Below are 23,372 nucleotides of genomic sequence, written 5' to 3' on the forward strand. Positions count from 1 at the left end.
ATGATATCAAATATAGAAGAAATACACATTAATTTACAATTAATCAGTCAAATCACAATTAACCAACAATGCGATTTTATATTTTAGATTTAACTGATTACTCATAAAGGTCGATTAACCAATTTAAACAGTTAACCGATTAACCTAACTTAGCAACCAGCCGCACACACTCCACCGCCTCCTTAACATCATGCACCCTTAAAATGCCGGCACCTTTTTGTAGTGCAATGGTATTCAATACAGAAGTTCCGTTCAGGGCCTCTGCTGCCGAGGTGCCAAGTGTTTTGTAAATCATTCCTTTACGTGAGAAACCGACTAAAATGGGAAGTTTGAAAATTTTAAAAGCCTCCATTTGCTTAAGCAGCTCATAATTATGTTCGGTAGTTTTTCCGAAGCCAAAGCCAGGGTCAATAATTACATCATGAATATGCAGCGCCTTAAGTGCTGCAACTTTTTTAGCCAGGTAATCAATTACTTCAAGTAATACATTTTTATAAACCGGATTTTGCTGCATGTTTTGGGGAGTGCCCTGCATGTGCATGATCATATAGGGAACCTGTAGTTTAGCTACGGTTTCGAACATGAGCTCGTCCATATCCCCGGAGGAAATATCGTTAATGATATGCGCACCAGCCAAAATGGTTTCCTGTGCAACTTTTGCCCGAAAAGTATCGATGGAAATAACCGCTTCGGGAAATGCTGCAGCTAAACTTTCTACCACAGGTAGCAAACGGTCAGCTTCTTCGGCTGCTGAAATATCTTTAGCACCTGGTCTGGAAGAGTACCCGCCGACATCAATAAAGGTAGCGCCTTCATGAAGGAATTGAGCAGCTTTGGTTAAGGCTTCGTCTATCGATTTTGTTCTGCTGTTGCTATAAAAAGAATCGGGTGTGATATTTAAAATGCCCATCACTTTTGGGCTGCTTAAATCGATAAGCTTACCTTTAATGTTTAAGCTTTGTTTGGGCTCAAAAAAGTTTTTTTCTGCCATAATAAACCCTTTCGGGATTTGGGTTTCGCTTTAAAAATGTATCTTTAGCTTTTGTTTTTTCACGACAAAAATACACTAAAAACTAAATAATTATTGGCTTTGGCACAAACAAATACCTCTACCGAATTTGATGAAGTGATTGCAGTTTGCAGATCATTATTTTTAAAAAAAACTAAAGATTATGGCACTGCATGGCGGATTTTAAGACCAAGTTCGATAACCGATCAGATTTTTATCAAAGCACAACGCATCCGTACCCTCGAAGAAAAAAAAGTAAGTAAGGTAGGAGAGGGTGTAATAGCTGAATACATCGGGATTGTAAACTATTGCATCATTGCCATGATGCAGCTCGAATTGACCGAGAACGACCCGAATGAAATGCCTTATGCCGAAGTTGAAAAACGGTTTGAAGAAAAGGTAACGGAAACCAAAGATTTAATGTTTGCCAAAAACCACGATTATGGCGAAGCCTGGCGCGATATGCGCATTAGCTCATTAACCGACCTGATTTTAATGAAAATTTTTAGGGTTAAACAGATAGAAGATAACGAAGGGCAAACCCTGGCTTCGGAAGGTGTTCATGCGAATTATCAGGATATGTTAAACTATTCGGTTTTTGCACTGATCAAACTCGGCGTTAAATAAATAGCACAATAGCCTTTAAAAACAGATACATACAGATGCGAAACATACTTTTAAGATTCTCCAGGATTTTTGTCGGTGCCCTATTTATATTCTCAGGACTCATCAAAGCAAACGATCCGCTTGGCTTTGGTTATAAATTACAGGAATATTTTGAGGTTTTTCACATGAATTTTCTTAGTGGAATGGCCACCGGTATCGCCATTTTACTCTGTACCTTAGAAATTGTGCTCGGTGCCTTATTGCTGTTGGGTTTCTGGAGTAAAAAGGTAGCCTGGGGTTTATTGCTGCTTATAATCTTTTTTACCCTGCTCACATTTGTATCGGCAGCGTTCAAAGTTGTGACCAGTTGTGGCTGTTTTGGCGACGCTATTCCGCTTACTCCATGGCAGTCGTTCGGTAAAGACCTGATTCTTTTAGCGCTGATTATTGTTATTTTCCTAAACAAAAACCTCATTCAGCCTTTATTCAAAAAAGAAACTACGCAGCGGAATATTGCCATTGCCGTAACCGTGATATCTTTAGGTTTTGGCTTGTATACTTATAATGTTTTACCGATTATCGATTTTCTGCCTTATAAAGTTGGTGCACATCTTCCCTCATTAATGGTGATTCCTCCGGGAGAAAAACCAGATGAATTTGAGATTATGTACCACTTAAAAAACAAGAAAACCAATGAAGAGAAAGATATGAGCGATAAAGCCTATCTTAAAACTGAAATCTGGAAAGACAATAACTGGGAAATTATAGGAGAACCTGCAAAAAGACTGGTTAAAAAAGGTTTTGAACCTAAAATTAAGGACCTGAACATTACCGATGCTTCTGGTACCGATTATACCAAGGAACTGATCGAAAATCCTTATTATAATTTGATTTTTGTAGCCTACGATCTTCATGCTACAAACGAAGCCGCCATTGGTAAACTAAACGCTTTGGCTCTAAATGCTACACAGCAGTTTAACATCCGCACGGTATTGCTTACTTCTAATTCAGCTCAGGATGCACAGGCTTTTATCAAAAAGAACAACCTGTTTTCGGAGGTTTTTTATGCTGATGCTGTACCTTTAAAAAGTATGGTAAGGGCAAACCCAGGTGTTTTATTGATGAAGAACGGTGTGGTGATCAATAAATGGCATTTTCATAACGTACCCACTTTCGACCAGCTCAGCCGGAAATATTTCGATAAATAAAGATGATCGGATACGCACTAAAAAAACTGATGTATGGGCTGCTGGTAATGGGCGGTGTAATATTGGTTGTTTTTGTGCTGTTTAATATTTTGCCCGGCGATCCGGCAAGGATGACCATGGGGCAAAGGGCCGATGTCCAATCACTGGAGGCTGTTCGTAAAGAGTTTGGCTTAGACCGCTCTAAACCTGTTCAGTTCCTTTTATATATTAACGATTTATCGCCAATTAGTATACTGGATAATGATAGCACCAATCAACAGAAATATCATTATGCAAAACTGATGTCCTTTGATAAAAAGGCACTGGTGATCAAATGGCCTTATCTTCGTAGTTCTTATCAAACCAAGCGCGACGTAACTGCTATACTATCCGAAACCGTACCGAATACTTTTATCCTGGCTTTAACCGCCATGATTTTCGCCACCATAATCGGCGTGTTTTTGGGCGTGCTTTCAGCGGTGTATAAAGATTCGTGGATTGATAAAACGGCCAATGCTTTTGCCATTCTGGGTATATCAGCACCTTCTTTTTTTGCCGGAATAATTATTGCATGGTTGTTCGGTTTTGTGCTGAGTAATTATACGGGCCTGAAAATGAGTGGCAGCTTATATTCTTATGATCCATTTAATGGTGAAGTACTAACCTTAAGAAACTTATGGTTGCCAATGATTACCCTCGGCTTAAGGCCTTTGGCTATTATTGTACAGTTGACCAGAAGCGCCATGCTGGATGTTTTAGCGCAGGATTACATCAGAACGGCAAGAGCAAAAGGTTTAAGCAGAAATACCATCATCTATAAACATGCACTAAAAAATGCGATGAATCCGGTAATTACAGCTATTTCGGGATGGTTTGCCTCTTTGCTGGCCGGTTCTTTTTTTGTAGAATATATTTTCGGCTATAATGGATTGGGAAGAACTACGGTAACAGCTTTAGAAATGTCTGATTTCCCTGTGGTAATGGGCTCCATTCTTTTTATTGCTTTCGTGTTTGTGGTGATCAACATTCTGGTTGATATTTTATATGCCTATGTTGATCCAAGGGTTAAATTAAGTTAAGCCATGCGCGAAGAAGAAATTATAAACTATACTGCGCTTGCCGATCAACGCATCATCGATATATTTAAGCTTGCAACCATCGAGCTGCCCGATGCAGAGCGGTTGTTCAGCCACGTACTTAATGCGCAGCACATATGGGCGCAACGAATTTCGGGCAAAGTGCCACTTTACGGCGTTTGGGATATTCACCCCAAAGAAAACTTTGAAAGTATCGCTGCTGAAAATTTTAAATTGATCAGGATGGCCTTGAAAGAGCATGCTTTAGATAAAAAGATTTTGTACCGCACCTCACAAGGCGTCCAGTACGAAAACCGAATAGATGAAATTTTATTTCATTTATTTAACCATTCTACTTATCATCGCGGACAGGTTGTAACTTTATTGAAAAAGGAAGGTTTTACGCCACCTGTCACCGATTATATTATGTTAAAACGCGACCATCTGTTATAAGGTCGAAGCAAAAAGAGAAATACATGAAGATTTTCCTTATCGGATATATGGGCTGCGGTAAAAGCACAAAGGCAAAACAGCTGGCACATCGTTTAGATTGCCCTGTGATCGATCTTGATGCCGAAATTGTTTCAAAAACAGGCAAAAGCATTGCCGAATATTTTGCCGAATATGGTGAAAGCGGCTTTAGGGATTATGAAAGCGAAATGCTTAAAACCTTCGATTACCCGGAAACCTGTGTGGTGGCCACCGGAGGTGGATTGCCTTGTTTTTTCGATAATATGGAATGGATGAATGCAAATGGCGAAACGGTTTACCTGCAAATGGAACCTGCCGCCTTAGTGTCGCGCTTACATAACCGTCAAAAACGCCCATTAATTAAAGATTTAGATGATGAGCAACTTTTAGTATTTATTAAAGAGAAACTCGAAGAACGTGATCCTTTTTATACCCGGGCTAAACTGATTGTAGATGCATTTGATCTGGATGGCGAAAAGTTAGAAGAAGCCATTAAGAAAAATCGATAGTTTACAGTCCTTAGTCTTGAGTCCTTAGTCGGTTAATCAATAAGCAGATAGTTACTAATCAACCAATGGCTAATGAACCACTGAACTAATCTCATCATCAATTATTTTAGCCGATAACAGTGCAAGCGGAATTCCTCCACCTGGATGTACGCTGCCTCCACAAAAGAATAAATTTTTAACTTTCGAACTGAAATTGGGATGTCGTAAAAAGGCAGAGAACTGATTGTTAGAGCTGTTTCCGTACAGAGAGCCTTGATACGAACCGGTTTTGACTTCGATGCTTCTCGGGTCGAGAATCTGTTCGCAAATGATATCTTTTTCAATATTTCTGTTTAACAAACGGCTGATTTTTTTAATAATATTTGCCCTGGCTTCTTTTATCAATGAGTCCCAATTCTGGCCGTTATTGGCTGGAACGTTGATCATTACAAACCAGTTTTCGCTGTCTGCGGGTGCATCATCTCTGATGTGTTTACAGCTGATGTTGATATAAACAGTAGGATCGTTACTAATGGTTTTATCTTTCCATATCGCATTAAACTCCTTCTGGTAATCCTCAGTGAAAAAGATATTGTGTAAACCCAGATCGCTGTAATTCCCATCCATTCCCCAGTAAAAAATTAAAGCAGAACTACTCCGTTCCTGGTTGAGTAACTTTTTAGGCTGGGTTATATTTTTAAGCAGGTTTTTATAGGTAAACCAGATATCGAGGTTCGAGACCACAACGTCGGCCTTATAGGTTTTATCGTTAACTTTTATGCCCTGTACTTTGGGTTTGCCTTCATTGGAAGAAATAATTTCTTCTACCTTTTGATTGTAGTGAAACCTGATCCCCAATGCTTCTGCCAATTTTACTAAGGCAGTAACAATACTGTACATCCCGTTTTTTGGAAGGAAGGCTCCATAGTGGTACTCGAAATGTGGAATTACGTTTAATGTGGCCGGTGCCTGAAAGGGATCGGACCCGTTATAGGTAGCATACCGATTGAATAATTGGGCAACTCTTTCGTCTTTAAAAAAAGATTGGTTTGCTTTTGCCTGTGTTCTAAAAGCATCAATCTGGCCAAAACGGAATATGGATTTTAAGGTATCCCAATGCAGGTAACTTTTAAGTTTGTGCAAACTTCTTTCCAGAAATACACGGTGGGTAACCTCATAAATGGTTTTGCTTTTATTTAGATAACGGTTAATTTCTTTGGCAGTTGAAGTTGTTTTTTCTTCAATTTCCTTTGCAAATTTATCCAGATCTGCACTGGCGTTTAACCGTAAGCCATCTTCATAAAAATAACGGCAAACTTCTTTCAGTTTTAGATATTCAAAATAATCTTCAGGGTTTTTGCCTGCCAGTTTAAAAAGCTCATCCACATACTGAGGCATGGTAAAAAGACTTGGGCCTGCATCAAACCTGAAACCGTTCGTCTTTATTTCTGCCAGCTTACCTCCAGGTTTTGAGTTAGCCTCATAAACATCAACCTCATAGCCCTTCACAGCAAGGCGAATGGCAGATGCAATTCCTGCAATTCCAGCACCGATAATTATTGCTTTTGGTTTAGCCATCAATCTATTTCAATTCTTCCAAATATAGCTTTGCTTGTTTTTCAATCTCATTGGTGGCAAACTTAATGGCCGAACCAACTCTTGTGGTCTCGGATTTTACAGGCATTTTATTTACTGTCGCCAAAGCATCAGTATACCATTTGGCCCAGACTTCAATAATATGTTTCTCATCTGTGGCGCCTTTCCCTTTTGCAATTTCTTTTTTGCTTAATTCAAATTCGGTTTTCAAACGGGTTAAGGCATCGGTTTTAACCTGCGAAACAGTGGCTATCGCTGTATTTTCATCTGCGGAAATTAAAGTATAAGCAGCAGTTAAAGCACTTATCCCAACATTTTTCATCTCGATTGGCGAAACTTTATCAATCCTATCATTGTCTGTGTGGTAAAATACATCGGTAAAGTGCCACATTAGTAAACCTGGGATTTTATGCTGCAAAAACGGGGTATGATCACTACCACCTTCAAAAGGATTGTAGTTAACTGTCCAATTCGCAAATATGCCCTGTTTTTTGCAGATGTCGAAAACAAAATCGTTAAAATAATGAGGGAAAAGATCTTTTTCGGTAACATCACCTGCGCCCCATTCGGTATGTTTATCAGTTCCTCTTGTCCAGATGGCAGAAGGATCAGGCATTTTTTCAATCAGGAAAGAACCGCCGGTTTTTTGGGTATCTTCACCAACCATATCCAAACTCATTCCCCACATAATGCCTTTGGCCCGGGTAGTATCTTCAGTAATGTATCTTCTGGTTGATACAATTTCGTCGCCCCATAAAAAGGTTAAGCTGCGCTTCGGACTTATTTTTTTTGCCTGATACAATTCTGCCGTTAACCTGGCCATTTCAGCTAATGTACCCACACCGCTTGCATTATCATTTGCACCCGGCTCCTGAACATGGGCACTGAATACAAATCGCTCATTAGGATTTACACTGCCTTTAACATTTGCAACAATGGTTAATTCTTCCGATGGATAAATTTTAGTCTGGATATTTACTTTCAATTTGGTTTCACCCTTTAAGCAGACTGCTTTTAACTTTTCTTTGGCCGCATAAGATAAAAGTAATGTCCATACCTCGCTACTGGCTTTCATGTTTCCAAACTGGATAGACGTTTGGTGTACCTCGGGTTGGGTATATTTTGGCATAGAATAACCCAGTACACCAATGGCCCCTGCGTTGGTGGCTATTTGAAGTAAACGTGATGGGTTGCTCTCTGAAAATAGGATTTTCCCTTTCAGGTCCATTTTTTCTATTTCGGCAGGTGATACGCTGGTAATGAAAACCACAGGTGCAGTAACACCTCCAACCGGAGTTGAGCCGCAATTAACCGGAATCATGTTGCGGTTGGTTTTGTAAGAGATGAGTGGTTTTGTTTCGCCAACAATATCTATGTTGGCGTCTACAGGTTCCCATGTATTATTTTTCATCGCTCTTTTTTCGATGCGATAAGTTAAAGGCGCTTCAAACTCATTCTGCTTCTGTTCTACAAAGCCAGCTTTTTTGAGGATCTTTTCTACATAATAAATACTTGCATTAAAGCCTGTATTGCCGGGGATACGAAAATATTTTTCGACAAAAGCGGTCGTTTCATAGGCGTTTTTTGCTATGAAACCTTTCCTTGTCAGGTTGAAATATTCATCTGTTGAATTTTGTGCGTAACATCCCAATCCCGCAAAAAGCAGTGCAAAAAGTATCTTCGTTTTCATGATCGTTAGTAAAAGCGAAAGATAACAATAGTTTGAATCTTTTCTCGATTTAAAATGAGGTGTTAAGTATGCAAATGTAATATTCTATGTTATATTTGCAGACATGATTCTCCGAAATTTAGAACCAATACTTAAAGAAGCTTTGCAGCGTAGTCCTGTGGTTGTACTGCTAGGCCCCCGACAGGTAGGTAAAACTACATTAGCCATTGGTCTTATTGATGAGGTTAAGTCCATTTATGTAGATCTCGAGGATCGGTTAGATCTAGAAAAAGTTAGAGATATAACTGCTTTCCATCAAAATAACAAAGAGTTACTCTTAATTCTTGATGAAGTTCAACGTTTGCCAGAAATATTTTCGCAAATAAGGGGGATTGTGGATAAGGAACGTAGAAGAGGAAATAAGGCTGGACAATTTCTGTTTCTGGGATCGGCATCTTTAGATTTATTAAAACAGTCTAGCGAATCTTTAGCTGGAAGAATTACTTATCTGGAACTTTTTCCAGTAAATGCTGTAGAATATGGGCAAGAAGATTTAGCTAAGGTTAATAACCTTTGGTTGAGAGGTGGATTTCCCGAGAGTTTATTAGCTGCGTCGGAGAAAAATAGTTTAATATGGAGAAGGGACTTTATCAGAACGTATTTGGAAAGAGATATCCCTCAATTGGGACCTCGTATTCCCGCCGAGACGCTCGAACGTTTTTGGACAATGCTCGCCCACAATCAAGGTAGTGTGCTAAACGCAGCTCATTTGGCCCGTAATATTGAGGTTACAGGAGTAACCATAGCCAGGTATTTGGATTTGATGGTAGATTTATTGTTGGTTCGGCGACTAAAGCCATATACAGTTAATGTTGGAAAACGACTTGTGCGATCACCAAAAATATATGTAAGAGATAGCGGCCTTACTCATGCCCTGCTTAATATAAAAAGTTATAATGAACTACTTGGTCATCCGGTAGTAGGTGGAAGTTGGGAGGGCTTTGTGATCGAAAATATTATGTCCGTAATTCCATCCGGAGTACAAACTTACTACTATGGAACACCAGGAGGCGCAGAAATAGATTTAATTTTGGAATTTTCGGATGCCGAAAAATGGGCAATAGAAATTAAAAGAAGTTCTGCGCCTTCATTATCAAAAGGGTTTTACTTCGCTTGTCAAGAAGTAAAACCCAATAGTAGCTTTGTTGTTTATGCAGGTAATGATACTTTTACAATGCAGGGCGGAGCCATAGCACTATCACTGCACTCATTAATGCAGAAGCTTATAAGCTACGCGTAACGTCTTCCCTTTTTGTTTTTCAATCCTTCATCAACCGATAAAGGGCCAGAGCCTACTACCCAAAACATGATGAGCAGAAACAACACCAGTACCGAAAACCATAACTCCGAATTGGGTGTGGAGAAACCCGGGGTAAGGTTAACGAAAAATACGGCAAACAATAAGATTGGAATCTGAATGACAACGGCAAAGCGGGTAACTAAACCTAATGTAATCAAAACACCCCCAACCAAATGTGCAAATGCAACTACGTGAATGGCAACACTGATGAGCATGCCCGAAAAACCAAATACGTTGTTTTGTGTAATCATATTTTGAAGAACCGAGGTGTCGCTAACAAAAGAAACACCTTTTCCAAAAATGATCAGGCCAAGTACAATCCGAAGATAATCCAGCCATTTTGAGTGATGAACATCTCCCCAATGTTCAATTTTACGGATAACGTTCATAATGAACCTCCATTTTTATGTGAATGATACTTTAAGTTACGGATTTATATTGGCTTGTCAAATAAAGAACTGAAAATCAATAGATCAAGGCTGAATTTATTTTAAAAAGCAGTTTTAACCATTTGATGTAAAATTAACATAAATTTAATTTGTACCGTTTCGGTTTTTGGTATAAATTTAGTATTATTGCTTAAATAGATAGGTTTTTTATCATGAGCAAAGAAATATTAGAGTTTTCTGTACAAGTAGATGAAAAATTTGACCTGAAATTTAACTGGTTGGATGGCTTTTGGGGCGCTGCATTTAAATTTTTTGGAAAATAATTTTTGAAATCTAATTTTTCTTAACGAACAATCCACGTTCGAACAAGACAGTATTGCCTAATCTTTCTTGATTAACCGGGTTTTAAACCCTCCACCTTTCTGCCTTCTACCTTTAACCTCTTTTTTCTATCTTTGCAAAATAATGAGTAGAAGAAAACCAGGTACGGTAACTATTGTTCCAAACGTACATATAATCGATATTGCTGAAGAAGGAAAAGGTGTTGGCAAGGCTGACGAATTGGTCATTTTTGTTGACAAGGCTGTTCCTGGTGATGTGGTAGATGTTCGGTTGACCAAAAAGAAAAAGAATTTTGCTGAAGCAATTATTGATCAGCTTCATGAAAAATCAGCTTTACGAACCGATCCTTTTTGTCCTCATTTCGGAACCTGTGGCGGTTGTAAATGGCAGCACATGGGCTACGATGCGCAGTTGAAGTTTAAGCAGAAAAATGTTGAGGCAGCTTTACAGCGCTTAGGTAAAATAGATACCTCAGGAACCGAACCTATTTTAGGTTCAGCAAAAAACAGGTACTACCGGAATAAATTAGAATTTACTTTTTCGAACAAACGTTGGTTAGAAAAAACTGATGTAGAACGCGATGAAGATCTTGATATGAATGCCCTTGGTTTTCACGTGCCTTTGCGTTTCGATAAAATTTTAGATATTGAACATTGTTACCTGCAGGATGAGCCATCTAATTCAATCAGAAATGCAGTGCGTAATTATGCTTTAGAAAATAGCCTTTCGTTTTACGATCTGCGTAATCATGAAGGTGTTTTACGTAACCTGATTATCCGTACTTCCAGCACAGGAGAGGTAATGGTTGCCGTGGTATTTGCTTATCCCGAACAGGCACAGGTTGATGGTTTAATGGCTTTCCTTCAAAATGAATTTCCACAGATCACTTCCTTGTTGTATATCGTTAACCAAAAGAAAAACGATACCATTTTCGATCAGGATGTGGTGCTTTTCTCTGGTCGCGATCATATTTTCGAAGAAATGGACGGCATCCGTTTTAAAATTGGTGTAAAATCTTTTTACCAGACCAATTCAGAACAGGCCTTCGAATTATATAAAATCACCAGGGATTTTGCCGGATTTAAAGGCGATGAGCTGGTTTATGATTTATATACTGGTGCCGGAACCATTGCAAATTTTATTGCAAAAAATGTAAAGCAGGTGGTAGGTGTAGAATATGTACCAACTGCTATTCAAGATGCAAAGTTTAACTCTGCGTTAAATGGCATTGATAATACGATCTTCTATGCAGGAGATATGAAAGATATTCTCACTTCAGAATTTATCCTGGCACATGGTAAACCAGATGTAGTGATTACTGATCCACCGCGCGCCGGAATGCATGCAGATGTGGTTCAAAGATTACTGGAAATGGAATCTGAAAAAATTGTTTATGTAAGCTGTAATGCAGCTACGCAGGCGAGAGATTTAGAGCTGCTAAAAGAAAAGTATGATGTGGTGCGTATTAAACCTGTAGATATGTTTCCGCACACACAACACGTAGAGAACGTTGTATTATTAAGGTTTAAGGGGTAAGGCAAAAGGTTTAAGGCTATAACCTTAAAATCAAATGTTGTCATTTTAAACCCTACACCTTAAACCATAAACCTTTTACCTTGAAATGGATAGAGAAGAATTATTAGGCGCAACGCCTGAAGAGAACGGAACACCACAAAAAAAGCAGGAAAGTCCGCTGGTAAGTTTAGAAAAAGACCTGGAGTTTTATGCTGATGCCATTAAAGAAGTGGCAATTGAAATTATGGTTGAAGGGATTTCTGCACACCCGATTTTTATTGCACACCAACATGAAGTGAACATCGGTGAACTTATTTTAAATAAAGAGGAGCTCAATACCGATTGGACCATACAAGCCTCTACCTTGGAAGAGTTTGTAGAAAAAGGAATCATCAGCAAAGAGAAAAAAGAGCCGTTTTTAAAAGTTTATAAAAAACCAGAGGATTTTATGTGCGTTTTCGTAATTGTTCCTGAAGGCGCCAATTTTATTTATTATCCATATAAAAAAGGCAGGGGATAGAAGGCCAAGGTCTTAGGGATTTATTCCTTATCCATTGTTATTCGGTTCTTGCCCTGGCTAAATATTATCCTATGTTCAGAAGGTAAAAACTCAATCGTTAGCTTATATTGCGCTGAGGTAAATTTATCTACTTCGTAACAATCTAAAGGAAAATCCGTTTGGCCGGTAGCTTGTGCTTTTAAAATGTTGCCATTTTTAGAAACTGTAATTTTTAATGGAAAATCTGGACTGGCATATACGCCCAGGTATTTATCCAAATCATTGGTTTTTACATTAAGGTAGGGTTTAAAATTTGGCAATTCGTAGGGTTTGTTGTAGATAATACTCAACAAAACTATCGCGAAGTCATTTTTATCGAAACGCGCAGCATTTAATGCTAATGCCCAGCTAATTCTATCATTTTCGTTATAGCCAACAATAGAGTGTGTTCCATAAGTATCACCAGCGTGGCCATAATACATCGACTCGTAAAAAGGAATAGGCATTATTCCTCTACCAAATGTTTCATGCTTTGGTTTCATTAATTCAATAGTTTCTTTCTTCAAGATTTTATACTGAAACAAACTTGTAATAAAAACATTTAAATCCTGAGTGGTTGATGAGATATCTCCAGCCCCGGTTACATTGCTGAAATTTAGATCCTCAATAATATTCCATTGGTTGATATAATTGTAAGATTGAAAAACATTTGTAGTTTTTGGTGTATAGGCTGAAAAATTTTTAAGTTTCAAAGGCTTTGCAATTTCTTCATCTACTATTTTTGCATAAGGCTGTTTGTGTTTTTTTTCTAAAATTTTAGTAAGCAGATAATAACCTGTATTTGAATAAGCCACTTTTTCGTTTGGCTGAAAACTCACCCCCTGGCGAATAATTTCGTTCATAATATCTTGTTCGCTAACCTTTTTTATAAGCCAAAATATGCTGTCTTTTTTCATGAGAAAATCGCCCAAACCACTGCTATGTTCCAGTAGGTTTTTAATCGAAATTTTGCTGGCATTTGGAATTTGAGGATAGTAAACAGCTAGTTTGTCTTCTAAGTCTAACTCTCCTTTTTCTATTAATTTAAAAATAAGAGTTGCAGTAATCAATTTTGTGATTGATCCTATTTGATATTTTGTATTGGCATTATAGCTTACTTTTTTTAGGCTCGTTTGCCCAAAGCTTCGGTTGTATATTTCTTCTCCATCCTTAAAAATAGATAAACTACCAACTGCTCTATGATTCGTATCGATATAGGTAATGTAATCATTAATTTTTTTTGAAAGTGAGCTTTGACCATAACTGACTTTGCTTAAAAAGAACGATATGATGATAAGGATTAATATATTTTTTTTCATTTAGGCTTAGTTTTCCTCTATTGACGATAAGAAGTATAAAAGGGTTGCATATTTAATAAAAAAACGCCGCTTTGCATCCACAAAGCAGCGCGTATTATTAACTAAACTAAACTTTTAATTTACGTGGTGTACATCGCCACTTTTTGAGGTTGATGTTTTCTTGAGTGAAGCATTTCCTTTATAACTTACATCACCACCGCCACTTGCACTGGCCTCTAAACCCTTATTTACATAGAGATTTACATCTGAACCACCAGAAGCCTGCACCTTTGCATAATCTGCAATTAATTCATAAGCGTCGATATCACTACCTCCGCTCGATTGAATGGTCATATTTTCTGCTTTACCTTTTAAATCGAGATCGCTACCCCCGCTTGATTGAATAGACAAGTCGTTGCAAACAATGCTTAATTTTAAATCTGATCCGCCCGAAGAACGAATGGCCAGTTTATCTGTCTTGATCTGATTTTGTGTGAAAACATCCGAACCGCCTGATGCTGCAATGGCATTTAAAGTTTTAAAACTTACATAGGCTTTAATGATTCGGTTTTTAAACAGACCACTCCAGTTGACACCATCCTTAAATTTTATATTCACATTGCCACCATTCTGTTCCACAACAATATCTTTTAACGTTTCAGCATCCGATTTTATACTCACACTTTCGCTGCCACCCTGAGTGAGGTACAGGTCGATACCGCTGCTTACCCCAATGCTATTGAAATTTTTAACCGTGAAACTTTTAGTTTCCTGTGCTTTAGCCATATAGCTGGTTACCACTATAAATAAAATGGCGGATGATTTGATGAGGGTTTTCATAGTCGTTTTTTCGTTAAATGATTCTGAAGCGATCCTTACGCAGTATTTGTGCAGCGATGGCCCCGGTTTTGTGTTTTGGTTATTGATTAGACGCATCTTTGGTGAAAACGTTGCAAACAATCGAAATTATTTTTCAAATAGTTTGAATTTCATCCTTAAAATCGTTCTTTTTGTATTCAATCCTTTTTTATACAATGGCATCGCAATTACTTATTCTTAACAAGAAACAAATTCAGCAGAAAATAGATCGTATCGCTTATCAGATTTTAGAGGATAACCTGAACGAGAAAGAAGTGGTGCTTGCCGGCATTTGGGACCGTGGTTACAAATTAGCCTTAAGGTTAGAAAAAGTGCTTAAAAAGATTTCAGGCTTTAAACTAACTTTGTTGCGTATCGACCTGCAGAAAGAAAGCAGCAAATTGGTTGCCTCAACCGATTTAGATGAGAGCCATTGGAAAAATAAGGTGATTATTATTGTTGATGATGTATTAAACAGCGGTAAAACCCTGGCTTATGGCTTGGGCGTTTTCTTAAATACGCCACATAAAAAAATCCGTACCGTAGTTTTGGTTGATCGAAGCCATAAAATTTTCCCTATCGCAACCGACTTTGTTGGTCTTGAACTGGCTACCATTTTAAAAGAACATGTAGATGTAGTGATGGATGTAGAAGGCGAAGAAGACCGGGTTTATTTAAGCTAGAGAAGATGTAAAATGGAGGAGGTAAGATGGAATTGATTAATATCGTCCTGGTTTGCAACGAGGATGCCCGAGAACAGCGATTTCATCGCTAGGGTATAGCTAAATTACAGGGCTATTGCACCACATTACAAATGTGGATCTTACTAATCCTCGTCACAAACGAGGACTATTGATCATCTTAAAGAAAAGGATATTTGCAATTCATCCCAATTTTTTGCAATTTCCCGAAATGTATCAGCCCAGAAAAAATAATTTGATCTTCAGCTTTTTCTCCTGGTACATCCAGTTTATCATCAAAAAAGATTTCTCGGCTTTTAATTTTGGTGAAGTGGAAATAAAGCCAGATGCTGCCATACTCATTTTAGCCAATCATTTTAGCTGGTGGGACGGGTTTTTCCTGTTTTATATCAACAAAAAAGTATTTAAGAAACAATTTCATGTGCTAGTGAACGCTGAAAATTACAATAAAGTTGGTTTTCTAAAGTATCTTGGTGCTTTTGCTGCTGAAAATAAGGGCAAAGATGTGTTAGAAACCCTTAACTATGCTGGCAAATTATTAGATAATCCCACAAACCTGGTGCTTGTATTCCCTCAGGGCCAATTATATTCGAACCATCTCAAAAATATCAGTTTCGAAAAAGGGGTAATGCAGATGATCAATGCCAGTCAGAAAAAAATCAATATCATTTTTGCGGCTACCTTTATCGATTATTTCGCGAAAAGAAAACCCTCCGCTTATACTTATCTACAGCATTGGGAGAATGAGGAGTATGTGAGCTTGCAATTGCTGAAAAGCGCCTACAATAAACATTACGATCAATCGCTTGTTAAACAAACTCAGCTTATTGAATGACCATTTTTATTTACGCCGTTTTAATTTTCCTGGTTATCAGGTTTTCGGTTACTGTTTTCAATTTCCTTTCTAATCCGAAGTTGCCAAGGGTGGTTAAACACTATCATGATCAGGTTTCAATCTTAATCCCAGCGAGAAATGAAGCAGAGAATATTTTAGCGCTGCTCGATTCTATAAAAAATCAGGATTATAGCAATTATGAGGTTATTGTTTTAGATGATAACAGCGACGATAATACTTTCCAGATCGTCGAAAAATTTTGCCTTACAAATCCGCAATTTAAAGTAGTTAGCGGTGAAGCACTTCCTCAAAACTGGCTTGGTAAAAACTATGCCTGCCACCAGTTGAGCGAACTGGCAACCGGGAAATATTTTTTGTTTATCGATGCTGATGAATCAATAAAAAGAGGCTTGATCAATAGCCTGATCAACCGGATGGAAATTGGAAGTCTGACTTTATTAAGTGTTTTTACCAATCAAAGCATGAAATCGATAGGCGAGTGGCTGACTGTTCCTTTAATGCATTTTATTCTACTGAATTTATTGCCCTTACGATTGGTTAAACTCTCGAAAAATCCGGCATTTTCGGCAGCAAGCGGGCAGTGTATGTTTTTTAATGCCCGTCATTACAAAGAAAATCACTGGCATGAGCGGGTTAAACATCAGATTGTAGAAGATGTAGAGATAATGAAACTGGTAAAACAGGAAAAATTTAACGCAGAAGCACTTTTAGCCAACGGACTGATCTATTGCAGGATGTACAAGAATTTAGGCGAAAGCCTGAACGGTTTCAGTAAAAATTTACTGGCAGGTTTTGGTAATAACATCATAATATTATTACTTTACCAGCTTTTGGTAACCATAGGGCCAGTAATTTTAATCTTAAACTTTAATGTTGCTTTACTTGTATTACCATTAACTTTAATAGTGTTAAGCAGAATGATGATCTCTTATTTATCCGGACAGCATGTTTTGATAAATCTGATTTTACATCCTTTACAGATGTTGTTCTTCTTAATTATTTCATTTATTTCTATAAAAAAACATATTTTTAAAACAGGCACATGGAAGGGCAGAACGATCAAAGCGATATAAAGGTTAAAAGGATTGCAGTAGCAATAATTATCGTTTTTCATCTGGTTGGCTTGCTTGGCTTCTTAATTCCAGCTGCACAGCCTTATTTTATCAAACTTGTTCCCTTTCATTTGTTGCTCATGTTTGCTGTAATTGTTTTTTCTTACAATGCCGATGTGAAACGTTTGTTATTACTGGTTTCGGGTGTATTTCTCTGTGGTTTTCTGGTTGAGGTATTGGGTGTGCATACCGGAAAAATATTTGGTAGCTATTACTATGGCGATACATTGGGATACAAAGTTGCTGCGGTTCCTTTGTTAATGGGCGTAAATTGGGTAATCCTTATTTTCAGCGTGGGGCAAATGATGAAAAGTATGAAAATCAGGAACAGCATTCTGGCTTCGGTTATTGGTGCTTTTATACTGGTAGGTTTTGATTTCTTTTTAGAGCCTGTGGCCATGAAATTTAACTACTGGCAGTGGGACTGGCATGAAATCCCTGTTCAAAATTATGTGGCCTGGTTTATCGTTTCGGTAATTTTGTTAAAGTTTTACTATGCCCTTGGGCTAAAGCAACAGAAATATATTGGCGTGACCATGTTCCTTTCACAGCTAATCTTTTTTGTTGTCTTATACATGACAACCGGAACAAATATTTTTGCTTAATTTTGTGAAGTTATTTTAATTAATTTTATATGATGGAAACACTAATCGTACAGCCTAAAAATAAAAAACAGCTTTTGGCAGTTGAGGCCGTGTTACAAGCATTAAATGTAACTTTTAAAAAAGAGAAAAGCTATAGCGCTGAATTTAGAAATGAAATAGCTAAAGGTGAAGATGATGTGAAAAATGGACATTTAACAAGGGTTAGTGATGTTCAAAATATATGGAAAAGTATTTTGTAGACATTACGGATCAAGCTAAAAAACAATTAGCTGAGATCTTTAAATCAGGAGATAAAGCTTCGATTAAAAAACTCCAGCAAATTTTTATAGAATTAAGTATTCATCCGGCATCAGGCGTAGGTAAACCTGAAAAATTAAAATTTGAATTTTCTGGCTATTGGTCAAGACAAATAAATAAAAAAGATAGGTTAGTATATAGGATCGATGAAGAGATTATTACAGTATTTGTAATCTCGGCAAAGGGACATTACCACGATAAATAACTAATCCTGAGAAAAAATGAGCAATTTAAACTTACAGGTCAACATCGATAAATCATCAGGCTTTTGCTTTGGCGTAGTATATGCCATAGAAATGGCAGAAGATATTCTGGATAACGAAGGTTATTTATATTGCCTCGGCGATATTGTTCACAACGATGAAGAAGTAGAACGTTTAACCAATCGTGGATTAAAAATCATCGATCACGAAGTGTTGAAAAACTTAAGGGACGAAAAGGTTTTGATCAGGGCACATGGTGAAGCACCTTCAACTTATCAGCTGGCTTTAGAAAATAACCTGACTTTAATAGATGCTTCTTGTCCTGTGGTGCTGAAACTGCAAAACAGGATTAAAAACTCGCATGATGATGATGAGCAGGTGCTTATTTTTGGGAAGCACGGGCACGCCGAGGTAATCGGATTACAAGGCCAGACAGATGGTAAAGCAATTGTTTTTCAGGATTTAGCCGAGCTGGATAATGTAGAATTACCGGCTAAATTTACCTTATACAGCCAAACCACTAAAAGCACCGATAAATTCTATCACATTAAAGACGAATTATTGAGTCGTGGTTATGAAGTTAAGGCTAACGACACCATTTGCAGACAGGTATCTAACCGTTACGAAGAGCTGGAAGATTTTGTAAGTCATTATGACAAGATCGTTTTCGTATCGGGCAAGAAATCATCAAACGGAAAAGTGCTTTACGATGTTTGTAAAAAACATAACGATAATTCTTATTTCATCTCTAATGTTGAAGAGTTAGATCAAAGCTGGTTTAATGAAAATGATAAAGTTGGCATCTGCGGGGCTACTTCTACACCAATGTGGCTCATGGAGAAGGTTAAAGCCGCTTTGGAAAAATACTAATTAGAAAACCGTTATTATATTTATTATTTAAATGAAAGCATTGTTAATAATAGATATGCAAGTTGGCAGTTTTAAACCTTACACTTTGCGTTACGATACTTCAGGCGTAATTGAGAGAATAAATAAATTATCAGATTATTTCAGAACGAATAATAATAAGGTGATTTTCGTTCGGCATGATGGCACAAAAGAAAATATCTTTTTACCAAATACCCCCGATTGGGAGTTCTTGCCAGAATTAATCATAAACCCGAATGATTTTATAGTCTCAAAATCAGCTAATGATTCATTTTATCATACTGATCTACAGGATATATTAACCGAAAATAGCATTACAAAATTGTTTGTAACAGGCTGTGCTACTGATTTTTGTGTTGATGCTACAGTTAAATCAGCTGTTAGCAAGGATTATGAGGTAACCGTTGTTGAAGATGCCCACACTACAGCAGACAGACCTCATTTAAGTGCTCCCAAAGTAATTGAACATTACAATTGGATATGGCGCGAAATGACTCCAACAAACTTTAAAGTTCGGGTTGTAAAAACTAAGGATCTGTTTACTTTGTTGGTTTAAAGACAAAGGTTATTGGCTCGACAAAACTGTAAATTGAAAACTATAAATCCATATATCGGAATTCTGGTTGCGTTAACCGTAATGGCCTGCTGGTTTATTTCTCTTTATTTCTTGCTTACCTGGCATTTTGCCTGGAGCAATCCCTTGGTTTATCTGATGGTTTTTGTACAGATGCATTTGTACACCGGTTTGTTTATTACCGCTCATGACGCCATGCATGGAACCATATCGCCCCATAAAAAAGTAAATCATTTTATCGGTTATCTTTCTGTATTTCTGTATGCAGGTTTTTTATATAACCATTTGTACACAAAACACCACCAGCATCACCGCCATGTACATACCGAAGAAGATCCTGATTTTGCACCACATGGTTTTTGGAAATGGTATTTCCGTTTCATGTTAAATTATGTTACGGTAATCCAATTGGTGATTATGGCAATAGCTTACAACGTATTGAAAATCTGGGTTGATGAAAGAAATTTACTGCTGTTTTGGGTGCTGCCATCATTATTAAGCACTTTTCAGTTGTTTTATTTTGGAACGTATCTTCCACATAAAGGCGAGCACGATAACGAATACCATTCTGCCACTTTGCAGAAAAACCATTTTGTAGCCTTTATTACCTGTTATTTTTTCGGTTATCATTTAGAACATCACCAAAAACCAGCTATGCCCTGGTGGCAACTCCACAAAACTAAAAAGTAGACTCATATTCCTGCGCTGGCGACCAACTTCGCTTTTTGTGCTCAAGTGACTTAGGTGGTCAATAAAACGGCAACGCACTTTGTTATGTTATTTGCTCAAACGGTCAGATGGTAACATCAGACAGCACACTGATTTGCTTTTCTAATGTTTAAGCAGAAATAATACTTTTTTTGACTAAAAAATGTCGACTGTCACATTTTAAACATAGGTAAAAAACAATAAAAAGGCGATATTTGCGCCACGAAACATATTCTTTATAAATGAGCAATAAGGGAATTTTACTGGTAAATTTAGGAACACCTGACAGTCCGGCAACGGCTGATGTAAGAAAATATTTAGATCAATTTTTGATGGATGAACGGGTAATCGATATTCCTAAACTCAACAGAACATTATTAGTTAAAGGTATTATTGTTCCATTCCGTAGTCCTAAAACTGCTAAGCTATATAAAGAAATCTGGAATGAAAATGGTTCGCCACTATTGTATTACAGCAGGTTGCAGGCTAAAATGCTTCAGGAAAGATTAGGTAGCGATTACCATGTAGAATTAGCCATGCGTTACCAAAGCCCTTCAATAGAATCGGCATTGGCAAATTTAAAGGCAGGCCTGGTAGAAAGTATACAGGTCATCCCGATGTTCCCTCAATATGCTTCTGCCAGTACCGGTTCGGTAATGCAGCTGGTGATGGAACTGGTGAGCAAGTGGCCAACGGTTCCGCCAATTTCGTTTGTTAACTCATTCCACGATAACGAATTGATGATTAAAGTTTTTGCAGAAAATGCTAAAAAGCATCATGTAGAAAGTTATGATCACGTCTTGTTCAGCTTCCATGGATTACCTGAGCGTCAACTGTTAAAATGCGATCACACCGGAAGTTACTGCTTAAAAAGCGCCGATTGCTGCCAGACATTAAACGATACCAATAAATTCTGTTATTCTGCACAAGGGCATGATACCGCAAGGTTAATCGCCAAAGAATTAAACTTATCGAAAGATCAATATACCGTTTGTTTTCAATCGCGTTTAGGTAAAGAACCATGGGTACAGCCTTATACCACTGATGTGTTGAAGAAACTGGCTGCCGAAGGTAAAAAACGCCTTTTGGTTTTTAGTCCGGCTTTTGTGGCCGATTGTCTGGAAACACTTTACGAAATCACGGTAGAGTACCACGAAGAGTTTAAAGCTTTGGGTGGAGACCATGTTCAGTTGGTAGAAAGTTTAAATGATAGTCCGGTGTTTATCGAGGCTTTGGCCGGAATGGTTAAATAGTTTAATATGGCGGGTTTTATCATTTTAATGGGTGTTTCGGGAAGTGGTAAAACCGTCATTGGAAAAGCTTTGGCGCCAAAAATAAATGCCGAATTTATCGATGGTGATAATCTCCATTCACAGCGGAATGTAGATAAAATGGCTGCCGGAATTCCGTTAACAGATGCCGATCGTTTAGATTGGCTGCAGCTGATTGCGAAAGTTGGCCGCGAACATGTTGCCCATGGTACAAGCTGTATTATTGCCTGTTCTGCACTGAAAAAATCATATCGCAATCTATTAAGAAATGATAATCCGTCAATTCGGTTCGTTTACCTGCAAGGAAGTTTCGGTTTAATCCACGATCGGATTGCTAAACGTTCTCATCAATATATGCCCGCTAGTTTATTGAAAAGCCAGTTTGAAACCTTAGAAGAACCACTGGCAGATGAAGGGGATGTCGTAACGGTCTTAATCGATCAAAGCATTCCTGAGATCGTTAATGAAATTGTTAAGGCTGATCTGATTTCGTAATCATCGAAATAATCTGATCGGTTGCACCTTTTTTATCCACAACATATCTTTTAGCCTGGTCGGCAGCATTTTTATTTTCAATAAAGCCTTCAAAAGCCCTGATCAATTCCTCAACAGAAGAAATACTTTTAGCTGCACCTATGGCAATTAAATCTTTCGCTTCCTGAAATTTATCGTATTTCGGTCCGAAAATTACAGGTAATCCAAAAGCTGCGGCTTCTAAAGTGTTGTGTATCCCCGTCCCGAAACCACCACCTATATAGGCTACTTTTCCATATTGGTATAGAGAAGACAACATGCCGATGTTATCGATGATGAGCGTTTGGTGTTTAGCGTTTAGCGTTTGATCAGACGAACTAAAAACTGAAAACCGTAAACTGTTAATTGAAAACTGTTTCTCGATACTCTCAATATGGCTTTCATGGATCTCGTGTGGGGCAATGATAAACTTCCAGTTGGGGTATTTTTCAGGCAAAGCCGATAATATTTTTTCATCTTCAGGCCAGGTACTTCCGCAAATTAAAGTAGGGGAGTTGCCAATAAAACTTTCGATCAGGCTAAGCTGTTTGGGCGATTGAGCATTTTCATAAACACGGTCGAAACGCGTATCGCCGTTTATCGTTACATTATTTAATCCGATTGATTTTAAAAGATTTTCGCTTTCTTTATTTTGTACGAAAAAGTAAGTAACAGATTTTAAAATATTGCGGTAAAAGCCACCATACCATTTAAAAAAAGCCTGGTTTTCTCTGAAAATTCCAGAAATCACATATAAAGGAATATGCCGATCCTTCAATTCTTTAAAATAAAAATGCCAAAATTCATATTTGGTAAAAATGGCCATTTCGGGATTAATACTTGCTATAAACCGTTTGGCATTGGCCGCCGTATCAATCGGAAGGTAAAATACATCTGCCAGGGCATAATTTTTTCTGATCTCATATCCCGAAGGAGAGAAAAAAGTAACTACAATTTTCTTCGCCGGATAAAGGTTTTTTAGTTTTTCTAAAACCGGGCGGCCTTGCTCAAATTCGCCCAAAGAGGCAAAATGAAACCATATGTGTTTTTCATTCGGATTAATTTTCTGGGCAATTTGTGTATAGGTATTTTTACGGCCGTTTATAAACAGTTTAGCCTTAGGATTGAATAATGAAAATATCCTGATGAGAAAAATGTAAAGCCGAATTCCGATTATGTAAAGCAAAAGCATTAGTGTAATTTCATATCTTCGTGCCAAGATAAAACGAATATATTTAAAAA

27 protein-coding genes are annotated in these 23,372 nt (G+C 37.7%); 20 read left to right on the plus strand and 7 right to left on the minus strand.

The features are described from left to right. Nucleotides 1–139: 139 nt before the first annotated feature. Nucleotides 140–991 (minus strand): dihydropteroate synthase, encoded by an 852-nt coding sequence (locus CA265_25285; GenBank protein ARS42795.1) that lies wholly within the window; start codon nt 989–991, stop codon nt 140–142. A gap of 99 nt (nt 992–1,090) precedes the next feature. Here CA265_25285 and CA265_25290 point away from each other — a divergent pair, with 99 nt between their 5' ends. The 5 genes from CA265_25290 to CA265_25310 are packed head-to-tail and all read left to right on the plus strand — an operon-like array spanning nt 1,091 to nt 4,858. Continuing rightward, nucleotides 1,091–1,636 (plus strand): hypothetical protein, encoded by a 546-nt coding sequence (locus tag CA265_25290; GenBank protein ID ARS43127.1) that lies wholly within the window; start codon nt 1,091–1,093, stop codon nt 1,634–1,636. 35 nt (nt 1,637–1,671) lie between these two features. After that, complete coding sequence (locus CA265_25295) at nt 1,672–2,823, plus strand: DoxX family protein (protein ARS42796.1); 1,152 nt, start codon at nt 1,672–1,674, stop codon at nt 2,821–2,823. Nucleotides 2,824–2,825: 2 nt separating this feature from the next. Beyond that, nucleotides 2,826–3,881 carry an ABC transporter permease gene (locus CA265_25300; protein ID ARS42797.1) on the plus strand — a complete coding sequence of 352 codons (1,056 nt, stop codon included), beginning with the start codon at nt 2,826–2,828 and terminating at the stop codon, nt 3,879–3,881. Nucleotides 3,882–3,884: 3 nt separating this feature from the next. After that, nucleotides 3,885–4,331: a hypothetical protein gene (locus CA265_25305; protein ID ARS42798.1), complete on the plus strand. Its 447-nt coding sequence runs from the start codon at nt 3,885–3,887 to the stop codon at nt 4,329–4,331. A gap of 23 nt (nt 4,332–4,354) precedes the next feature. Further along, nucleotides 4,355–4,858 carry a shikimate kinase gene (locus CA265_25310; protein ID ARS42799.1) on the plus strand — a complete coding sequence of 168 codons (504 nt, stop codon included), beginning with the start codon at nt 4,355–4,357 and terminating at the stop codon, nt 4,856–4,858. 69 nt (nt 4,859–4,927) lie between these two features. Here the strand turns inward: CA265_25310 and CA265_25315 are convergent, their stop codons facing one another. Further along, the gene (locus CA265_25315; GenBank protein ID ARS42800.1) at nt 4,928–6,415 is read right to left on the minus strand and encodes a phytoene dehydrogenase; all 1,488 of its coding nucleotides are present in this window, start codon (nt 6,413–6,415) and stop codon (nt 4,928–4,930) included. 4 nt (nt 6,416–6,419) lie between these two features. Next, nucleotides 6,420–8,123, minus strand: a complete 1,704-nt coding sequence (locus CA265_25320; protein ID ARS42801.1) for a peptidase M28 — start codon at nt 8,121–8,123, stop codon at nt 6,420–6,422. Between the two features lie 103 nt (nt 8,124–8,226). Here CA265_25320 and CA265_25325 point away from each other — a divergent pair, with 103 nt between their 5' ends. Further along, nucleotides 8,227–9,402 carry an ATPase gene (locus CA265_25325; protein ID ARS42802.1) on the plus strand — a complete coding sequence of 392 codons (1,176 nt, stop codon included), beginning with the start codon at nt 8,227–8,229 and terminating at the stop codon, nt 9,400–9,402. Here CA265_25325 and CA265_25330 read toward each other — a convergent pair. Continuing rightward, nucleotides 9,393–9,851, minus strand: coding sequence for a DoxX family protein (locus CA265_25330; GenBank protein ID ARS42803.1), 459 nt, complete (start codon nt 9,849–9,851; stop codon nt 9,393–9,395). The two genes, CA265_25325 and CA265_25330, sit on opposite strands and share 10 nt — an antisense overlap. A 212-nt stretch (nt 9,852–10,063) precedes the next feature. Between CA265_25330 and CA265_25335 the strand changes: the two genes are divergently transcribed. The 3 genes from CA265_25335 to CA265_25345 all read left to right on the plus strand — a co-directional run bounded on the left by CA265_25335 (nt 10,064) and on the right by CA265_25345 (nt 12,228). Next, a complete protein-coding gene (locus CA265_25335; GenBank protein ID ARS42804.1) occupies nt 10,064–10,174 on the plus strand; it encodes a phenylalanyl-tRNA synthetase subunit alpha in 111 nt (36 codons plus the stop codon). 142 nt (nt 10,175–10,316) lie between these two features. Next, a complete protein-coding gene (locus CA265_25340) occupies nt 10,317–11,729 on the plus strand; it encodes a 23S rRNA (uracil(1939)-C(5))-methyltransferase RlmD (protein ARS42805.1) in 1,413 nt (470 codons plus the stop codon). Nucleotides 11,730–11,814: 85 nt separating this feature from the next. Next, nucleotides 11,815–12,228, plus strand: a complete 414-nt coding sequence (locus tag CA265_25345; GenBank protein ARS42806.1) for a hypothetical protein — start codon at nt 11,815–11,817, stop codon at nt 12,226–12,228. 20 nt (nt 12,229–12,248) lie between these two features. Here CA265_25345 and CA265_25350 read toward each other — a convergent pair whose 3' ends face one another. Together CA265_25350 and CA265_25355 are read right to left on the minus strand one after the other, a co-directional pair. Beyond that, entirely contained in the window at nt 12,249–13,565 is a 1,317-nt protein-coding gene (locus CA265_25350) for a serine hydrolase (protein ARS42807.1), read from the minus strand. A gap of 114 nt (nt 13,566–13,679) precedes the next feature. Then, complete coding sequence (locus CA265_25355; protein ARS43128.1) at nt 13,680–14,384, minus strand: DUF2807 domain-containing protein; 705 nt, start codon at nt 14,382–14,384, stop codon at nt 13,680–13,682. Nucleotides 14,385–14,578: 194 nt separating this feature from the next. Here CA265_25355 and CA265_25360 point away from each other — a divergent pair, with 194 nt between their 5' ends. From CA265_25360 to idnK, 11 genes are all read left to right on the plus strand, one after another. Then, the gene (locus CA265_25360) at nt 14,579–15,085 is read left to right on the plus strand and encodes a phosphoribosyltransferase (protein ARS42808.1); all 507 of its coding nucleotides are present in this window, start codon (nt 14,579–14,581) and stop codon (nt 15,083–15,085) included. Nucleotides 15,086–15,314: 229 nt separating this feature from the next. Continuing rightward, nucleotides 15,315–15,938 carry a glycerol acyltransferase gene (locus tag CA265_25365; GenBank protein ARS42809.1) on the plus strand — a complete coding sequence of 208 codons (624 nt, stop codon included), beginning with the start codon at nt 15,315–15,317 and terminating at the stop codon, nt 15,936–15,938. Beyond that, complete coding sequence (locus CA265_25370; GenBank protein ARS42810.1) at nt 15,935–17,032, plus strand: glycosyl transferase family 2; 1,098 nt, start codon at nt 15,935–15,937, stop codon at nt 17,030–17,032. Before CA265_25365 ends, CA265_25370 begins: the two co-directional genes overlap by 4 nt. Beyond that, nucleotides 17,002–17,676, plus strand: a complete 675-nt coding sequence (locus CA265_25375; protein ARS42811.1) for a hypothetical protein — start codon at nt 17,002–17,004, stop codon at nt 17,674–17,676. The genes CA265_25370 and CA265_25375 overlap by 31 nt, the downstream gene beginning before the upstream one ends. A gap of 29 nt (nt 17,677–17,705) precedes the next feature. Then, complete coding sequence (locus tag CA265_25380; protein ARS42812.1) at nt 17,706–17,915, plus strand: hypothetical protein; 210 nt, start codon at nt 17,706–17,708, stop codon at nt 17,913–17,915. Next, a complete protein-coding gene (locus tag CA265_25385; protein ARS42813.1) occupies nt 17,897–18,178 on the plus strand; it encodes a Txe/YoeB family addiction module toxin in 282 nt (93 codons plus the stop codon). Before CA265_25380 ends, CA265_25385 begins: the two co-directional genes overlap by 19 nt. 16 nt (nt 18,179–18,194) lie before the next feature. Next, nucleotides 18,195–19,046: a 4-hydroxy-3-methylbut-2-enyl diphosphate reductase gene (locus CA265_25390; protein ARS42814.1), complete on the plus strand. Its 852-nt coding sequence runs from the start codon at nt 18,195–18,197 to the stop codon at nt 19,044–19,046. Between the two features lie 31 nt (nt 19,047–19,077). Continuing rightward, nucleotides 19,078–19,620 carry a cysteine hydrolase gene (locus tag CA265_25395; protein ARS42815.1) on the plus strand — a complete coding sequence of 181 codons (543 nt, stop codon included), beginning with the start codon at nt 19,078–19,080 and terminating at the stop codon, nt 19,618–19,620. Between the two features lie 81 nt (nt 19,621–19,701). Beyond that, entirely contained in the window at nt 19,702–20,328 is a 627-nt protein-coding gene (locus CA265_25400; GenBank protein ARS43129.1) for a fatty acid desaturase, read from the plus strand. A 260-nt stretch (nt 20,329–20,588) separates the two neighbouring features. Beyond that, nucleotides 20,589–21,599 carry a ferrochelatase gene (locus CA265_25405; protein ARS42816.1) on the plus strand — a complete coding sequence of 337 codons (1,011 nt, stop codon included), beginning with the start codon at nt 20,589–20,591 and terminating at the stop codon, nt 21,597–21,599. A 6-nt stretch (nt 21,600–21,605) separates the two neighbouring features. Further along, on the plus strand, nt 21,606–22,112 hold the full coding sequence (gene idnK, locus CA265_25410) for a gluconate kinase (protein ARS42817.1): 507 nt from the start codon (nt 21,606–21,608) through the stop codon (nt 22,110–22,112). On the opposite strand, the gene CA265_25415 is transcribed toward idnK, so the two are convergent. Next, nucleotides 22,090–23,322: a 3-deoxy-D-manno-octulosonic acid transferase gene (locus CA265_25415; GenBank protein ID ARS42818.1), complete on the minus strand. Its 1,233-nt coding sequence runs from the start codon at nt 23,320–23,322 to the stop codon at nt 22,090–22,092. The genes idnK and CA265_25415 overlap by 23 nt on opposite strands. Nucleotides 23,323–23,372: the final 50 nt, after the last annotated feature.

It is taken from the genome of Sphingobacteriaceae bacterium GW460-11-11-14-LB5, from assembly GCA_002151545.1.
Classification (GTDB): Bacteria; Bacteroidota; Bacteroidia; order Sphingobacteriales; family Sphingobacteriaceae; genus Pedobacter.

What these genes read in the sequence shown, in the direction of transcription:
- CA265_25285 (ARS42795.1), bottom strand. Translation starts at nt 991, where the DNA reads ATGGCAGAAAAAAACTTTTTTGAGCCCAAACAAAGCTTAAACATTAAA.
- CA265_25295 (ARS42796.1), top strand. Translation starts at nt 1,672, where the DNA reads ATGCGAAACATACTTTTAAGATTCTCCAGGATTTTTGTCGGTGCCCTA.
- CA265_25300 (ARS42797.1), top strand. Translation starts at nt 2,826, where the DNA reads ATGATCGGATACGCACTAAAAAAACTGATGTATGGGCTGCTGGTAATG.
- CA265_25305 (ARS42798.1), top strand. Translation starts at nt 3,885, where the DNA reads ATGCGCGAAGAAGAAATTATAAACTATACTGCGCTTGCCGATCAACGC.
- CA265_25310 (ARS42799.1), top strand. Translation starts at nt 4,355, where the DNA reads ATGAAGATTTTCCTTATCGGATATATGGGCTGCGGTAAAAGCACAAAG.
- CA265_25315 (ARS42800.1), bottom strand. Translation starts at nt 6,415, where the DNA reads ATGGCTAAACCAAAAGCAATAATTATCGGTGCTGGAATTGCAGGAATT.
- CA265_25320 (ARS42801.1), bottom strand. Translation starts at nt 8,123, where the DNA reads ATGAAAACGAAGATACTTTTTGCACTGCTTTTTGCGGGATTGGGATGT.
- CA265_25325 (ARS42802.1), top strand. Translation starts at nt 8,227, where the DNA reads ATGATTCTCCGAAATTTAGAACCAATACTTAAAGAAGCTTTGCAGCGT.
- CA265_25330 (ARS42803.1), bottom strand. Translation starts at nt 9,851, where the DNA reads ATGAACGTTATCCGTAAAATTGAACATTGGGGAGATGTTCATCACTCA.
- CA265_25335 (ARS42804.1), top strand. Translation starts at nt 10,064, where the DNA reads ATGAGCAAAGAAATATTAGAGTTTTCTGTACAAGTAGATGAAAAATTT.
- CA265_25340 (ARS42805.1), top strand. Translation starts at nt 10,317, where the DNA reads ATGAGTAGAAGAAAACCAGGTACGGTAACTATTGTTCCAAACGTACAT.
- CA265_25345 (ARS42806.1), top strand. Translation starts at nt 11,815, where the DNA reads ATGGATAGAGAAGAATTATTAGGCGCAACGCCTGAAGAGAACGGAACA.
- CA265_25350 (ARS42807.1), bottom strand. Translation starts at nt 13,565, where the DNA reads ATGAAAAAAAATATATTAATCCTTATCATCATATCGTTCTTTTTAAGC.
- CA265_25355 (ARS43128.1), bottom strand. Translation starts at nt 14,384, where the DNA reads ATGAAAACCCTCATCAAATCATCCGCCATTTTATTTATAGTGGTAACC.
- CA265_25360 (ARS42808.1), top strand. Translation starts at nt 14,579, where the DNA reads ATGGCATCGCAATTACTTATTCTTAACAAGAAACAAATTCAGCAGAAA.
- CA265_25365 (ARS42809.1), top strand. Translation starts at nt 15,315, where the DNA reads ATGTATCAGCCCAGAAAAAATAATTTGATCTTCAGCTTTTTCTCCTGG.
- CA265_25370 (ARS42810.1), top strand. Translation starts at nt 15,935, where the DNA reads ATGACCATTTTTATTTACGCCGTTTTAATTTTCCTGGTTATCAGGTTT.
- CA265_25375 (ARS42811.1), top strand. Translation starts at nt 17,002, where the DNA reads ATGGAAGGGCAGAACGATCAAAGCGATATAAAGGTTAAAAGGATTGCA.
- CA265_25380 (ARS42812.1), top strand. Translation starts at nt 17,706, where the DNA reads ATGATGGAAACACTAATCGTACAGCCTAAAAATAAAAAACAGCTTTTG.
- CA265_25385 (ARS42813.1), top strand. Translation starts at nt 17,897, where the DNA reads ATGGAAAAGTATTTTGTAGACATTACGGATCAAGCTAAAAAACAATTA.
- CA265_25390 (ARS42814.1), top strand. Translation starts at nt 18,195, where the DNA reads ATGAGCAATTTAAACTTACAGGTCAACATCGATAAATCATCAGGCTTT.
- CA265_25395 (ARS42815.1), top strand. Translation starts at nt 19,078, where the DNA reads ATGAAAGCATTGTTAATAATAGATATGCAAGTTGGCAGTTTTAAACCT.
- CA265_25400 (ARS43129.1), top strand. Translation starts at nt 19,702, where the DNA reads ATGGCCTGCTGGTTTATTTCTCTTTATTTCTTGCTTACCTGGCATTTT.
- CA265_25405 (ARS42816.1), top strand. Translation starts at nt 20,589, where the DNA reads ATGAGCAATAAGGGAATTTTACTGGTAAATTTAGGAACACCTGACAGT.
- idnK (ARS42817.1), top strand. Translation starts at nt 21,606, where the DNA reads ATGGCGGGTTTTATCATTTTAATGGGTGTTTCGGGAAGTGGTAAAACC.
- CA265_25415 (ARS42818.1), bottom strand. Translation starts at nt 23,322, where the DNA reads ATGCTTTTGCTTTACATAATCGGAATTCGGCTTTACATTTTTCTCATC.